The sequence below is a fragment of the Salinispora vitiensis genome, assembly GCF_000378825.1.
GTDB classification, from domain to species: domain Bacteria; phylum Actinomycetota; class Actinomycetes; order Mycobacteriales; family Micromonosporaceae; genus Micromonospora; species Micromonospora vitiensis.
In genome coordinates, this window is sequence record NZ_KB900388.1 from 4932603 (window position 1) to 4947266 (window position 14664).

Here is a 14664-nt window from a genome sequence, read left to right on the forward strand (position 1 = left end):
GTCAGTCCGGCGTCGTCACCACGATCGGGGCGGCGAACGGGGACAGTCCGACGACGTTGAACGCCCGGATCCGGTAGTGGTAGGTGGTTCGGCGGGCCAGGCCGGTGTTGGTGAACCCCCGTCCGTTCACGGTGAAGGTGGCGACGTCCTGGCTGAACGCCGGGTCCGCGGCCCGCTGCACGGTGAAGCCGGCCCCGGATCCGACGGCCGTGCTCGTCGTCCAACCGAGGATGACCGTCGCCGTGTCCGGTGCGACCGCGGTGGCGGTGACCGTCACCGATTCCGGAGCCCCCGGACGGGGCGGTGTGGTCACTTGAGCCACTGTGGACCATGGGGACGCCGAGCCGAGGTAAGTGGTGCGGACCCGGTAGTAGTAGCGGGTGTCCGGCGCCACGGCGGTGTCCAGATGGGTGTCACCGACACTGATGGCAGTGGTGCCGGGCCCGCTGGTGAACGTGGGGTTGGTGGCGCGCTGCACGTCAACGCCGGTGGCGAAGGAGCGGTTGCGCCAGTGCAGGCCCACCCGGAGCGGTGCGGCCGGCGGCACCGCCGCGGCCAGGCCGGTCGGTGCCGCGAGTTGCACCGATGCGGGCGCGCAGTTCGACCATGCCGAGCAGCTGACCGCGTTCTCCGTCCGGATGCGGTAGTGGTAGGTCACCCCGGGAATGACGGTGGCGTCGGTGTACCGGGTGGCGTCCGCGGCTACCGTGATCGTGGCCAGTCCATCGGTGAACGCGGGGTCGGTGGCGCGTTGGAGTTGGTGGCTGGTGGTGGGGGGCCGGTCGCCGTTGCGGGTCCAGGCGAGCAGGATCGCCGGCAGGGTGGTCGCCGCCCCGGGTCCCGGGGTCGCGGTCAGCCCGGTCGGGGCCTTCGGGGCGACCCGCAGCACCAGCGGCCGGCTCAGGCCCTGGTCGCGGTAGCCGGCGAGCGCGCTGTGCCAGCGGTACTCCCAGCCCAGGTTGACCGGCTGGGCGCCCGCCGAGGCGGCTTGGCCGCCGCGTGACGCGCCTGGGGGGTGGACGTTCGCTGGTGGGCTCGGGTCCAGCGGTCGTACGCTGTCGGTGATCTTGAACGGGAGGGGCGGTGCGACCGGGCGCAGTGCCACCACCACCTCCTCCCGTGGGTTGACCCGGACCACCTGTTTCCAGCCCAGCTCGTTCGGGGCCGGCGCGCGGAGCGTGCCGTCCCACCCTGCTCGGTTGACCAGTTGCAGGTCGACGCCGTCGAGGCGGACCGGCTGGGTGTGCCGGCCCGCGCCGCGCAGCCGCCACAGCTGCATCTCGTCGACGACCGGGTCCCCCGTAACCGCCGACTCGCCGACCGACACCACCTCGGTGGCCGGGTCGGTCGGGTCGAGTGGTGGCACGGCCGGGGTGGGTGACGCTCCCGGTGGTGGACCGACGCCGAAGCGGCCGGCGAGTCGGCCGTGCGTGGGCTCGAAGACCTCCCCGATGGTTTTCACCGCGAGCGGCAGCAGGACGGGGGAGGTGCTGCCGGCCGGGGTGAACGTGACCGTCGCAGCGTGGACCGGGACGATGGTCTCTCGGGCCGTGCGGGTGCCGAACGCCGCGTCGTAGGCGGGCTGCGGCACGATCGGTGGACGCTGGCTGGCCGAGTACGCCCGGGGTAGCCGCTCGCGGAGCCGGGCCAGGTCGTAGCGGGGCTTCGGAACGCCGGCCACCCGGAACAGCAGCAGGGTGCGGGTGTTCGGCCCGTACCCGGGACGGCTCGGTGGTGTCCCGCCCTCGGCGGTGTGGTCCGGGGCCTCGGTGTGGTGGTCATAGCGGGGGTCGAAGGCGGGGAACGGGGCCGGGGCGTCGTTGTAGAGGAGCACGGTGCTGCCGGGGGTGACGGTGGCGAAATCGACCAGCACGTCGGCCTGCTCTCCGGGGGCGAGCAGCAGCGTGTGCCGGTCGACGTTGAGCACGGTGGGGTCGCGTCGGTCGTACCGGTAGGTCACCGGCTGGTTGGGGAGCACCGCGGGGGCCGGTAGGAGACCCCCGTCGTTGCCGATCTGCACCAGGTCGGGGCCGGCGGCATCCGGATCCGGCACCCCGCCCTCCCGCCCGTCGGTCGGCCACCGGGAGGGCCGGCCGGGCATCGGAACCGCCGCGACCATCGGTACCTCGCCCGCGTTCGGGTCGGCCAGCCTGCCCTCGCTGTCCCACAGCGGGCCGGCGGAGCGCGCCTGGTAGAGCTGGAGGTTCAGGCTGCGGTCCAGGCACGCGTTGAGGATGCGGAACCGGTAGGTGCGCGGTTCGACCGTCAGCCAGGGGTACGCGACGCCGTTGACCAGTACCGTGTCGCCGTACGCGGCCGGCACCGCCGACGGGTGCGGTATGCCGGGTGCCATCGGCGGTTCAGCCGAGGCGTCGTCAACCGGGTCGTGGTGGGGGTTGGGGACCAGCTCGGGCCCGGTGCCGGTTGGTCCGCTGCCGTTCGATCCGGTTGGGCTCTTCGCCACCAGATCCCCGGCGGTTCGCGCCCACGGCCCGTAATCCCAGCGCCCGGTCGGGTTGATGCCGTCGTCGCGGTAGGGGTTCTGCCGGGGCTGGTAGATGTGTGGGTGCCAGAGACTGCCCCGCGCGCCCCAGCGGTCGCGGTCCCAGGTCGGGTCGGTGGCGGCCAGCTGACTGTCGTCGGGCACGAAGGTCTTGTCCTCGAGGACCAGCGGGATCTGGTCGGCGGGCAACACCCCCGCGGCGACTAGGTCATCCTCGGCGGGGTCGGTGATCAGGTAGACGCCGACCTGGCCGGAGTAGCAGGTGAGCCGGGACAACCCGACGGTGTTGTCGTGGAACGCGAGCAGCCGCCCGCTCTGCTCGTTCGGGTAGTACAGCGTGGTGGCGCCCCGGCCCGGCGGCGGCATGTCGGGCACCGGGGTCAGCCCGGGCCCGGTGGGGTATGGGGTGATCTCGGTGGCCGGTGTGACCCAGTGCCAGGGGTTGCCGGCGCTGATCCAACCGGTCTGCGCCCCGGCGAGGTGTAGTACGGCCCGATTCTGCGGGTAAGGTGCCGGCCCGGCGAGCGGCCCGGGGCCGGCGCCGTCGATGGTGGGGTCAACGGGTAGGAACAGCTCACCGGCCCGACCGGCAGGAAGCTGGTTGATGAACTTGACCCGTACCGGGCGGCCGCGCCGCGCGATGATCACCGGGCCGAGGTGGACCGGGCGCTCCGGCGGTGCGACCGTGTTGTGCCCGGTCGAATCGGTACCGAGGTTCAGCTGTCGGTACCCGCGTAGGCGGGTGGCCGGCAGGTCCCGGTGCAGCTGTTGCGCGTACTCCTGAAGGCCGATTTCGTAGTAGTCGCAGCCCGGGTAGGTGATGGTGTCGGGTACGGCCACCGGCAGGCAACCGGGGTCGTTACCCGCGCCGAGGGTGGGCAGCGGGTCGACAAACTTGCGGATGCCGGTGCCGGGCAGCACGTCGCCAGCATCGTCCACGGTCGGCAGCGGGCTGTGCGCGTGGTTCGGCACCGGGCCGAAGTAACGGGGTAGCGCGGTCGGGTCCAGCGTTGCGGCTGTCGGCGGTGTCGCGGCTGTTGGCGGTGCTGTCACCGTGCCGTCGGCGCTCCGAGCCGCCGGTACCAGCGGGTTGGAGCCCTCGGTGGTGCCTTTCGTCGGGTCGGTAGCGGGTTGCTCGGCCCAGGGGATCCGGAATCTGCGGAACAGGTCCATGGCTCTCCCGGCGTCGGGCGCGGTACCGACCACCTCGGCGTGGCGGTGGACGCGCAGAACAGACGGTGTGTGAGCACTTAGTTGCAGCATGGGACCTAAGGGGTGGGTTTGGAAGTACCCAATCGTCCCTTTCTAGGTCGGCCCGTGGGCGCGGCGAACTGCACCGGGTTTCAGGTTCTCCGCCGTGCGGAGTGGTTGACCGGCAGCACGTTCGCGTTCGTGGACCAGGGTGGGCTCCATCCTGCTCCCACAGGATGGTGTTTGATCATGTTGGGTGGGCTTGCGGCGTCTGGAAGCGCGGGGCTGTGACCACGCCGAGCGGACCCAACCGTCGCGAGTGGTCGCATAGCTGGGGCAGCTCGACAGCGGCGGAACCAGCCGGTCCGTCCCGTCACGCGGGGGGCCCGGGCTGGCAGGTCGGGCACCAGTAGGTGACCCGTTCATCCTGCTCCTGCCGGCGGATCGGGGTGCCGCAGCGGCGGCAGGGCTGAGCCCGCCGGCCGTAGACGTAGGTGGTCTGTCCCCGGCGCCGGGATCCGGTGCTGCTCTGGGTCCAGTGCCCACGGTTCGCGGCGAGCAGCCGCTGCGCCAGGGTGACCAGGCCGATCAGGTCGGGTACGGCGTGCACCGGCGTCCACGGCGACACCCCGCGCAGGAACAGCACCTCGCACTTGTAGAGGTTGCCGACCCCGGCGAGGCTACGTTGGTCGAGCAGGGCGGCGCCGATGGTGACCACGGGCCCGGCGGCGAGGCGCCGGACCGCCTCGGCCGGGTCCCAGTCCGGGCCGAGGAGGTCCGGGCCGAGGTGGCCGACGAGGCGGTGCTCCGTGGCGGTCGGCACGAGGGCGAGGTCGTGCAGGTGATAGCCGACGGCCACCGCCCGGGGGCCGCGCAGTACCGCCCGGATCAGGTGCGCTGGGCGGGCGGACCAGCGCCGTCCGGGCGGATACGTTCGCCAGCTGCCGTCCATCCGTAGGTGCGAGTGCAGCGTCCAGCGCTCGCCGTCGCCGTCGGTGCGCGGTGCCGCGAGGCGCAGCAGCAGGTGTTTGCCCCGGCTGGTCGACTCCCGGACCGTCCAGCCGGCGAGGTTCGTCGTGGCAAGCCCCGGTACGCGGAAATCGGAGCCGGTCAGCCGGTCGCCGGCCAGCGCCTGCTGAAGTACGTGGGCGGTGTTCCAGACGGTGTCGCCTTCGGGCACCTCCCCATCCTCCCGCTCGGGCGGCCTCGACGCTGCCGGTCAGCCGGCGGTGACGCGGAGTTGGTCGCCCGGCACCACCCCGAACCGGTCGGCGGCCCGCCCACCGTTGACCGCGACGGCGACCAGGCCGGCCGAGTCCACGTGCACCAACAGCCCTCCCGGCGGTGCGTCGTCGAACGTGCGGGCGTGCACCGCGTGCGCACCGACGCGGTCCGGGCCCGCTGGCCGCTGCGCGACCCGAAGTGCTTGGGGTAGCGGTTCCAGCAGGGCACCCGTCGCCGCGAGCTGCACGTTGCCGAAGTGGTCCACGGTCAACACCTCGGCGGTGAACCCGTCGGGCTCTGGTTGGACCAGCGGGGTGGGCAGCCGGACCAGGGCGCCCGGTTCGACGGCCGGGCCGGCGTCGGCGAGCGGCGCACCGAGCGCCAGCCGGGCCGCGACCGGCGCGAAGACGTCCCGGCCGTGGAAGGTGGCGGACAGCTGCGTGCCGAGCCAGTCCGGGTTCGTCAGCTCCACCGCGGCGCTCACCCCGCCGAGCGCCGCCGCCGCGTCCAGCAGCAGCCCGTTGTCCGGTCCGACCAGCAGTCCGTCCCCGGCGGCGAGGGCGATCGCCCGGCGGGCCGTGCCCACGCCGGGGTCGACCACGGCGACGTGGACGGCCGCCGGCAGGTACGGCACGGTCTGCGCCAGCACCGCCGCGCCGCGTCGGACGTCGCCGGGTGGGACCAGGTGGGTCACGTCGATCACCCGGGCGGTGGGCGCCAGCCGGGCCAGCGTCCCGTGGCAGGCGGCCACGAAGCCGTCGGTGAGACCGTAGTCGGTGGTGAAGGAGATCCAGGGCGTCGGCGCCATGGAGGGAAGGCTAGCCGAGCCCGCCGGTCGATCCGGGCACTCGGCGGACAGCCCCGGGGCGGCCCGGAACTGACGGACCGATCAGGCCCGGAGGCGGAGCCCGCGGGGGGTGGGCCGGAACCCGGCGGCGGTTAACGCGTCGTGCAGCGGTGACGAGCGCACCGCCTCGCCGTCGGCCCGTTCGACGGAGATCGTCCCGAGCGCTCCCCCCTGTACGGCGTCGGCGAGCGCCTTACCGGCGGTCGCCAGCAGGTCGTTGTCGTTGGTGAAGGAGAGCAGCGTCCGACCGCCCCGCTCGACGTAGAGGACCAGACCGCCGGAGATCAGCACCACCAGGGCGCCGGCCTTGCGGCCGGCCCGGTGTCCGGTCGGGCCGCCGCCGTCTCCGGAGTCGACCACCCGTTCCGGCCAGGGCAACGCCGCGCCGTACGGGTTGGCGGGGTCGGTCGCGGCGAGGACCAGGGCCAGGCCCGCGCGGGCCCGCCCAGCGTCGGCCGGGTCGGCCAGCGCGCGCAGCCGGTCAACCGCCCCGGGTACGGCGAACTGCGCGGCTCCCAGCCCTTCCACGAAGTAGCCGCGACGGGTGGCGCCCCGCTCCTCCAGCGCGGACAGCACCGGGTAGACGGCGGCGTACCCGCCGGGCACCTGCTCCGCCGCGACCGCTCCCCGCGTTACCACGCCGTGCCGTTCCAGCAGTACGTCGGCGAGGGCCGCGGCGCGGCGGGTCGGGTCGGTGTCCCGTTCGGGCAGTCGCGACCAGCGGCCGGCGACGGTGGGTGGGCCGCTGCGGGACAGGGCGACGCGGCCGGGTCGCCGGTATCGGGTGCGGGGTGTGGCCGGGCGGGACCGGTGCGCACCGCGACCGGCCAGCAGGGCCCGCAGCGGGGCGAGAGTGTCGTTGGTCAGGTGCCCGGCCCACACCAGGTCCCAGACGACGGCGGCGAGTGCGGTGTCGTCGGTGGCGCCCAGCCGGTCGGCGAGGGCACGGAAGAACAGCGCCTGTCCCTCGTCGAGGGCGTCGAGCACCGCGTCGTGCAGCGGGGTACGGGTCAGGGCCGCATCCGGCGGGGGAAGCAGCAGCGGGGCGGTGTCCGCGTACGCGAGCACGACCCAGCCGTCCCCGCCGGAGATCGCCCCGGAACCGGCCCACACCACCTCGCCGCTGGTACACAGCTCGTCGAGCTGGGCGGGGGAGTAGTCGGCGATCCGGGCCGGCAGCACCAGTCGCTCCAGGGCGGACCCGGGCAGGGCCAGCCCCTGCACCTGCTCCAGGGCCGCGGCCACCGCCGGCACCCCCCGCCCGGCCGCACCGACCTGTTGCCAGCGGGGTAGGAAGGTGGCCAGTGCCCGGGGCGGCACCGGCTCGATCTCCCGGCGCAGCGCCGCGAGGGAGCGGCGGCGCAGCATGCGCAGCACCTCGGCGTCGCACCACTGGGTGCCGACCGAGTCAGGGGCGAACTCACCGGCGAGTACCCGACCGGCGGCGGCGAGCCGGCGCAGCGCCCCCTCGACCACGGCTACTCCGAGCCCGAACCGGGCGGCGCAGGTGGCGGCGGTGAACGGCCCGTGCGTGCGCGCGTAGCGGGCGATGAGGTCACCGAGCGGGTCGGCCACCGGGGCCAGGTACGCCTCGGCCACGCCGACCGGAAGCGCGACACCCAGCGCGTCCCGCAGCCGGCCGGCGTCCTCGATTCCCACCCAGCGCTCCTCGCCGGCGATGCGGACCCGCAGCACCCGGCGGGCGGCGGCCAGCTCGGTCAACCACTGCGCCGGCGCCCCCCGCTCGGCCAGCTCGGCGCTGCTCAGGTCGCCGACCACCCGCAGCAGCTCGACCACATCCTCGGCGTCGCGGGGGCGGCGCTGTTCGGTGCGCCAGCGCAGCTGGCGTTCGGTTTCGGCGAGTACCGCCGGGTCGAGTAGCTCCCGTAGGTCGACCCGGCCGAGCAGCTCGCCGAGCAGGGCCGAGTCCAGGGTGAGGGCGGCGGCCCGCCGCTCGGCGAGGGGAGCGTCCCCCTCGTAGAGGAACGTCCCGACGTAGCCGAAGAGCAGCGACCGGGCGAACGGCGACGGCTGCGCTGTCTCCACCTCGACCAGTCGTACGCTGCGGGCGGCCAGGTCGCGCATCAGCGCGGCGAGCGCGGGCTGGTCGAAGACGTCCTGGAGGCATTCCCGAGCCGCTTCCAGGGTGACCGGGAAGTCCGCGTACTCCCGGGCGACGTCGAGGAGTTGGGCGGCGCGCTGCCGTTGCTGCCAGAGCGGCTGTCGGCGGCGCGGGTCGCGACGGGGCAGCAGCAGCGACCGGGCGGCGCACTCGCGGAACCGGGCGGCGAACAACGCCGATGTGCCCACCGACTCCTCGACCAGCTGGGTGATCTCGTCGGGCTCGAAGACGACCGCCTCCGCGCCCGGCGGCTCCGCGGCGGTGTCGGGCAGGCGGACGACGATCCCGTCGTCGGCGGGGAGCACCTGGGCGTCCACCCCGTACCGCTCGCTGAGCCGGCGGCCGATGGCCAGCGCCCACGCGGCGTTGACCTGGGCGCCGAGGACACTGTGTACGGCGAGCCGCCAGTCACCCAGCTCGTCCCGGAAGCGTTCGACCACCACGGTCCGGTCGTCCGGCAGGCTACGGGTGGCTGCCTGCTGCTCCCGCAGGTACGCCAGCAGGTTTCCGGCTGCCCATTCGTCGAGGCCCCCGGCGCGCAGCGCGGCTACGGCGGTGTTGTCGTCGGTCCGCAGCAGGGTGCGGAGGCGGGCGCCGATGGCCCGGCCCAGCTCCACCGGGCGGCCCGGCTGGTCGCCCTTCCAGAAGGGCATCTTGGCCGCCTGGCCCGGTGCGGGGGTTACCAGCACCCGGTCCGGGGTGATGTCCTCGATGCGCCAGGACGAGGAGCCGAGGAGGAAGACGTCGCCGACCCGCGATTCGTAGACCATCTCCTCGTCCAGTTCGCCGACGCGCGCGGCCCGCTCCGCCCCGGCCAGGAAGACGCCGAACAGACCCCGGTCGGGGATGGTGCCGCCGCTGGTCACCGCGAGCCGCTGGGCGCCGGGCCGGCCGGTCAGCAGGTCGGTGGCGCGGTCCCAGACCAGGCGGGGCCGCAGCTCGGCGAAGGCGGTCGACGGGTAGCGGCCGGAGAGCATGTCGAGCACCGCGTGCAGCGCCGAGTCGGGCAGTTCCGCGAAGGGCGCGGACCGGCGGACCAGGTCGGCCAGGTCGCTGACCTGCCACGGCTCGAGTGACACCATCGCCACGATCTGCTGGGCCAGCACGTCGAGGGGGTTACGGGGGTGGTGCAGCTCCTCGATCGCGCCTTCGGCCATCCGTTCGGCGACCACCGTGCAGGCGAGCAGGTCTCCGCGGTGCTTGGGGAACACCACCCCCCGGGAGACGGCGCCGACCTGGTGCCCGGCGCGGCCGACCCGCTGGAGCCCGGCGGCGACGCTCGGCGGCGCCTCGATCTGCACGACCAGATCGACCGCGCCCATGTCGATGCCCAGTTCCAGGCTGGAGGTGGCGACCACCGCCGGGAGTTGCCCGGATTTGAGGGATTCCTCGATGTGTTCGCGCTCGGATCGGGAGACGCTGCCGTGGTGGGCGCGGGCGATTACCGGCGGTGCGCCGGTCCCCGACCCGGCCTGTGCCATCAGCTGGGCCGGGGGCCGGGTTGCGAGCCCGGACCCGCCCGGCGGTGCGTCGCCGGCGAGCTCCTCGGCGGCCAGTTCGTTGAGTCGGGCGCAGAGTCGCTCGGCGGAGCGGCGGGAGTTGGTGAAGACGATGGTGGAGCGGTGCGCTCGGACGAGGGCGTAGACCCGCTCCTCCACCGCCGGCCAGATCGACGCGTGGCGGGGGCGGTCGAGGTCGGGCCCGGGCTGCTCCGGCTCGTCCAGGAGGGTCATGTCGGCGACCGGGACCTGGACGCCGATCTCGATGGTCTTGGCGGTGGGCGGGGCGACCACGTCAACCGGTCGGGCTCCGCCGAGGAAACGGGCGCAGGCGTCCACCGGCCGGACGGTGGCGGAGAGGCCGATGCGCTGGGCGGCGGTGGGCAGCAGCTCGTCAAGCCGTTCCAGCGACAGCGCGAGGTGGGCGCCGCGCTTGGTGCCGGCCACCGCGTGCACCTCGTCGACGATGACCGTTTGCACGCCTCGGAGCGAGTCGCGGGCGGCGGAGGTGAGCAGGAGGAACAGCGATTCCGGGGTGGTGATGAGGACGTCCGGCGGGGTCCGGGCGAAGGCGCGGCGTTCGTCGGCGGGGGTGTCGCCGGTGCGCATGCCGACGGTGATCTCGGGCGGGGTCAGACCCAGCCGGGCGGCGGCCTGCCGGATGCCGGTGAGCGGGGTACGCAGGTTCCGCTCGACGTCGACCGCGAGCGCCTTGAGTGGGCTGACGTAGAGCACCCGGCAGCGCTGCCGGGGCTGCGCCGGTGCGGGCTCGCGGGCCAGCCGGTCCAGTGACCAGAGGAACGCGGCCAGGGTCTTGCCGGAGCCGGTGGGGGCCACGACCAGTGCGTTACGGCCGGCACCGATGGAGCGCCAGGCTCCCGCCTGGGCTGTGGTCGGCGCGGCGAACGCCGCGGCGAACCAGCTCCGGGTCGCGGGGCCGAACGCGTCGAGCGCTCCGCCGTCGGCCGCCTCGGTCGCCGTGTCGCTGGCGGCGCCGCTGGCCGCGCTCCTCGCTGAGCCGCCGCCCGTTTCCTTCGCCACGCCCTTCATCGTGCCCCCACCGTCCGACAGGTACCGGTGCTGCTGTGTTCTGTCCGGCTGAAGGGTAAAAGCGTTGGATGTAACGATGGATAGCTTAAGTCTTACTTAACTGCTTGATTGTGACCCACAACATAAAGTAACTTCCTCGCGATGTAGCGCGAGTGGAGGGCGGATGGCGGTCGAGAAGGCGCCCGCGGTGGTGCCGACGGCGGGTAAGCGGGCGGCCCGGGCCGGCACCGATGTGCTGATCCGGAAGGTCGACGGTCATCTCGCCGCCGCCGTCCGCGCCGGCTTGGCCGAGCCCGAGTTGGAACTCGCCGAGCGGCTCGCCCAGGTGCTGCGCGAGCTGGTCGTCTCCACCGCCCGGGCCAGTGCCGCGGACCGGGGTCGAGTGCGCGCGGCCGTGCACTACTTCGTCCTGCGCCGGGAGAGCCGGGGGCGGTTGCTCTCGGTGCGCTCGCTGATCGCCGCCCAGCGGGTCGTCAACCGCGTCGTGCTCGACCTCGAGCGTCCTGACCTGCTGGTCGAGGCGCGTTGGGATTGGCCTCCCGGGAGTCCGCCGCGCTGACGGCTCCCGAGGCCGCCACCCCGCTGGTTGCCTTCCGGGTCGGTTCACGTCTGGCCGTACGGGAGTGTCGGGGCACGCTGGGATAGCGAAAGCTGTGCAGGTATTCAGTCGGTCGGCCAGAAAGGTTCGGTCGCGATACCCTTCCGGCACCGCCAGCGGACTTTCAGGTACTCCCGATAAAATAGGCGGATGATCGACTCGTCTGCCCAGGAGGGCAGCAGTAGCGAGCCGGGTTATGCCCGGCTACCCCTGGCCCCGAGATCGACGGGAGCCCTGAAGCTCCCGTGTTGATCGTCGTTGGGCTCCTCTTCATCGTTGTCCTCACCGCAGCCACCGGATACTTCGTGGCCCAGGAGTTCGGCTACGTCGCCGTAGATCGGGGCAAGCTCAAGCAGCGTGCCGCCGAAGGTGACAAGGCCTCGGCCCGGGCCCTGGAGGTGACCGGGCGGCTGTCGTTCATGCTCTCCGGCGCCCAGCTCGGCATCACGGTCACCGCACTGCTGGTCGGCTACGTCGCCGAGCCGTATCTCGGCGCCGGCCTGGCTGATCTGCTCGGGTTGTCCGGAATGTCGGAACAGGTTAGCGGGCCGCTGTCCGTCGCGTTCGCGCTGCTCATCGCCACCATCGTGCAGATGGTGCTGGGTGAGTTGGCGCCCAAGAACCTCGCCATCGCCCGCCCCGAGGCGCTCGCTCGGGCGCTCGCCGGCTCCACCCTGATCTACCTCAAGGCCGCCGGTCCAGTGATCAAGCTCTTCGACCGGGCCGCTGTCCGGCTGCTCCGCCGGGCGGGTGTCGAGCCCGTCGAGGAGCTGCCCAGCGGGGCCACCCTGGAGGATCTGGAGCAGATCATCGCCGAGTCCCGCGAGGGCGGGCACCTGACCGCGGAGATGTCCACCCTGCTGGACCGCGGATTGGATTTCCGTCAGCTCACCGCCGGGGAAGCCATGGTGCCCCGGGTCGACGTGCACACCGTCCGCGCCCACGAACCGGTCAGCCGCGTCGTCGAGCTACTCGAGACCGGCCGTTCCCGGTTCCCCGTCCAGGGGGCCGAGGGCGTTGACGACGTGATCGGTGTGGCCGGCATCGCCGACGTGCTCGGCGTACCGCTGGAGCGCCGAGCCACCACCCCGGTCGGTACGGTGGCTGTTCCCCCGCTGCTGGTGCCGGAGACCCTGCCGTTGCCGACGGTGCTGGACCGGCTGCGCTCCAGCCACCGGCAGCTCGCCTGTGTGGTTGACGAGTACGGCGGCTTCGCTGGCGTGATCACCTTGGAGGACATCGCCGAGGAGCTGGTGGGGCCGATCCGCGACGAGGATGACCCGCCGGAGCGGACACCGACCCGGCAGCGTGATGGCTCCTGGGTGGTGCCGGCCCGCTGGCGGATCGATGAGGTCGCCGACAGCACCGGCATCTCGCTGCCCGTGGCCCCGGAGTACGACACGCTCTCCGGGCTGGTCATGCGGGAGTTGGGCCGGGTACCCGAGGTCGGCGACCAACTGGAGGTCGCCCTGCCGGCGGACGGGGATGAGGCGGCGGCCAGCCCACGGGCGCTGGTCGAGGTGCTCGTGGTTGACCGGCACGTCGCCGATTCGGTCCGGCTGCGCCTGCAGGAGTCGGAAGACCAGCCGGAGGTGCAGGCATGAGCGTCGGTGTTGCCCTCACGGCCTCGGTGGTCCTGCTGGCGTTGAATGGGTTCTTTGTCGCCGCCGAGTTCGCCCTCGTGGCAAGCAAGAGTTACCGGCTGGAGCAGGCCGCCGCCGGTGGTGGCCGGGGTGCCCGGGCTGCCTTGGACGGCGTACGCGAACTCTCGCTGATGTTGGCCGGCGCGCAGCTCGGCATCACCCTGTGCACGCTGGGGCTGGGTGCGCTGGCCGAGCCGGCGATCGAGCGGCTGGTCAGCCCGCTGCTGTACGCCGTGGGCCTGCCCAGCGCGGCGAGCCACGTGATCGCGTTGATCTTCGCGTTGAGCCTGGTGACCTTCCTGCACCTGGTGGTGGGGGAGATGGCGCCGAAATCGTGGGCGATCACCGACGCGGAGCGGTCGGCGACGTTGTTGGCGCCGCCGTTCCGTGCTTTCGCCCGGGTCGCCCGGCCGGTGCTGTCGGCGCTGAACTCCCTGGCGAACGGCATCCTGCGGCTGGTCAAGGTCCAACCACAGGATCAGCTCGCCCAGGTGCACGGCCCGGAGGAGCTGCGGCTGCTGCTGGAGCAGTCCCGCGAGCACGGGCTCCTCGGTGCCGAGCAGCACGAGTTGCTGACCAGCATGCTGCAGCTGCAGGGCACCACCGTGGCGCAGGTGATGGAGCCGTTCGACCGGATCGTCACCGTGCGACGGGACGCGAATGCGGGCCAGATCGAGCAGGTCAGCCGCGACAGCGGGCGGTCCCGCCTGGCGGTGCTCGACGAGGCCGGTGACGTGTGCGGGCTGGTGCACGTACGGGAGGCGGTGCGGGCCGCGGCCAGCCGTCCGACGGCGACGGCCGAGCAGCTGATGACGACCGCGTTCACCCTGCCCTCGTCCGCCACGGTCACCGAGGCGGTGGCGGCGATGCGGGCCCGGCGTTCCCAGCTGGCGTTGGTTCGCAACGGCGGGGGGCCGACCCGGCCGGTCGGTTTTGTCGCGCTGGAGGACCTGCTGGAGGAGGTCATCGGCGAGTTCGACGACGAGACGGACCAGGTTCCGCGGGGACGGCGGTTGCGCTGATCTGGTCTGGGTAACCGGGGCCGGTGCGGTTGACGGGGGTGTCGCCGGAGTCCGGTCGGACGGGGCTGACCGTCCGGACCGCGCTGGCCAACCCGAGTACCCGTCCGGGCCTGTTGCTGCCGGGGCGGGTGATCGTCAGCGCCGGCTCGGTTGACGTTCCGGTGCTGCATGTCCGGCTCGGCCTGGTCACGTCGGCCGAGCCGGACGACCCGGAGGTCCCCCGGCGGCTGGTGCAGTTCCATCAGGCGGAGATCGCCACCGGGTTCGTCCTGCGCGCCGGGCGGGCCCGCAGTATTCCGTTTTCGTTCCCGATGCCCTGGGAGACCCCGGTAACGGTGGTCGGCGGAGCGCCGCTGCTCAGCCTGCGGATGGGGCTGCGTACCGAGGTGGCGATCGAGCCCGGGCTGGATCAGGGTGCGATGGTGCCGCTCTTCGTGCACCCGCTGATCGCCCAGGCGCACATTCTCACCACCCTGGAGATGCTGGGGTTCAGCCTGCGGCAGGCCGGCTCGGTCGCCACCCGGTTGCCCGGGGTCGAGCAGCAGCTCGCGCTGCACCAACGGCTGGGCTACTGGGTCGCGCCGTTGTATTCCGGGCCGATCACCGAGCTGGAGGTCACCTTCATTGCCAACTCCGCCGGTCTCGAAGTGCTCCTCTGGTGTGATCGTCGACTGGCGTTGGCCGGGATCACCCACCAGAGCATCAGCCGGTTTCGGATCTGGCATCACGGTGCCGAGCGGCAGGACTGGGTGGCGACCGTGGATGGGTGGCTGCGGAGCGCGATCAACCGGCATGCGGCGATGGCGGCGCACGCCGACTGGTCGGCCCCGATCAACGAGTCTGCCCATGTGAGCCGACCTCCGGACGCGCCATTGCCGCCGGGATTCGGGCTGGGCGGTACGGCCGGGGGCCCGGGCGTCGGCGGCGGCGGTGGCGGCGGCGATGGCACGTGACCCGGGTGGGCC

The 14664-nt window shown here is 73.0% G+C and carries 8 protein-coding genes; 4 read left to right on the forward strand and 4 right to left on the reverse strand.

Annotation, left to right across the window (positions count from 1 at the left end):
* Window position 1: 1 nt before the first annotated feature.
* From SALPAC2_RS0123340 to SALPAC2_RS0123355, 4 genes are all read right to left on the reverse strand, one after another.
* Window positions 2-3766 carry a hypothetical protein gene (locus tag SALPAC2_RS0123340; RefSeq protein WP_188115903.1) on the reverse strand — a complete coding sequence of 1255 codons (3765 nt, stop codon included), beginning with the start codon at window positions 3764-3766 and terminating at the stop codon, window positions 2-4.
* A 301-nt stretch (window positions 3767-4067) separates the two neighbouring features.
* Window positions 4068-4874 carry a DNA-formamidopyrimidine glycosylase family protein gene (locus SALPAC2_RS0123345; RefSeq protein WP_018219043.1) on the reverse strand — a complete coding sequence of 269 codons (807 nt, stop codon included), beginning with the start codon at window positions 4872-4874 and terminating at the stop codon, window positions 4068-4070.
* 39 nt (window positions 4875-4913) lie between these two features.
* Window positions 4914-5726 carry an S-adenosyl-L-methionine hydrolase gene (locus SALPAC2_RS0123350; RefSeq protein WP_018219044.1) on the reverse strand — a complete coding sequence of 271 codons (813 nt, stop codon included), beginning with the start codon at window positions 5724-5726 and terminating at the stop codon, window positions 4914-4916.
* 81 nt (window positions 5727-5807) lie between these two features.
* Window positions 5808-10427, reverse strand: coding sequence for an ATP-dependent helicase (locus tag SALPAC2_RS0123355; protein WP_026185069.1), 4620 nt, complete (start codon window positions 10425-10427; stop codon window positions 5808-5810).
* A 172-nt stretch (window positions 10428-10599) separates the two neighbouring features.
* Between SALPAC2_RS0123355 and SALPAC2_RS0123360 the strand changes: the two genes are divergently transcribed.
* From SALPAC2_RS0123360 to SALPAC2_RS0123375, 4 genes are all read left to right on the forward strand, one after another.
* Window positions 10600-10995: a hypothetical protein gene (locus SALPAC2_RS0123360; protein WP_018219046.1), complete on the forward strand. Its 396-nt coding sequence runs from the start codon at window positions 10600-10602 to the stop codon at window positions 10993-10995.
* Window positions 10996-11279: 284 nt separating this feature from the next.
* Window positions 11280-12638, forward strand: a complete 1359-nt coding sequence (locus SALPAC2_RS0123365) for a hemolysin family protein (RefSeq protein ID WP_018219047.1) — start codon at window positions 11280-11282, stop codon at window positions 12636-12638.
* A complete protein-coding gene (locus tag SALPAC2_RS0123370; RefSeq protein WP_018219048.1) occupies window positions 12635-13699 on the forward strand; it encodes a hemolysin family protein in 1065 nt (354 codons plus the stop codon). The genes SALPAC2_RS0123365 and SALPAC2_RS0123370 overlap by 4 nt, the downstream gene beginning before the upstream one ends.
* A 23-nt stretch (window positions 13700-13722) precedes the next feature.
* A complete protein-coding gene (locus tag SALPAC2_RS0123375; protein ID WP_026185070.1) occupies window positions 13723-14652 on the forward strand; it encodes a sporulation protein in 930 nt (309 codons plus the stop codon).
* Window positions 14653-14664 lie beyond the last annotated feature (12 nt).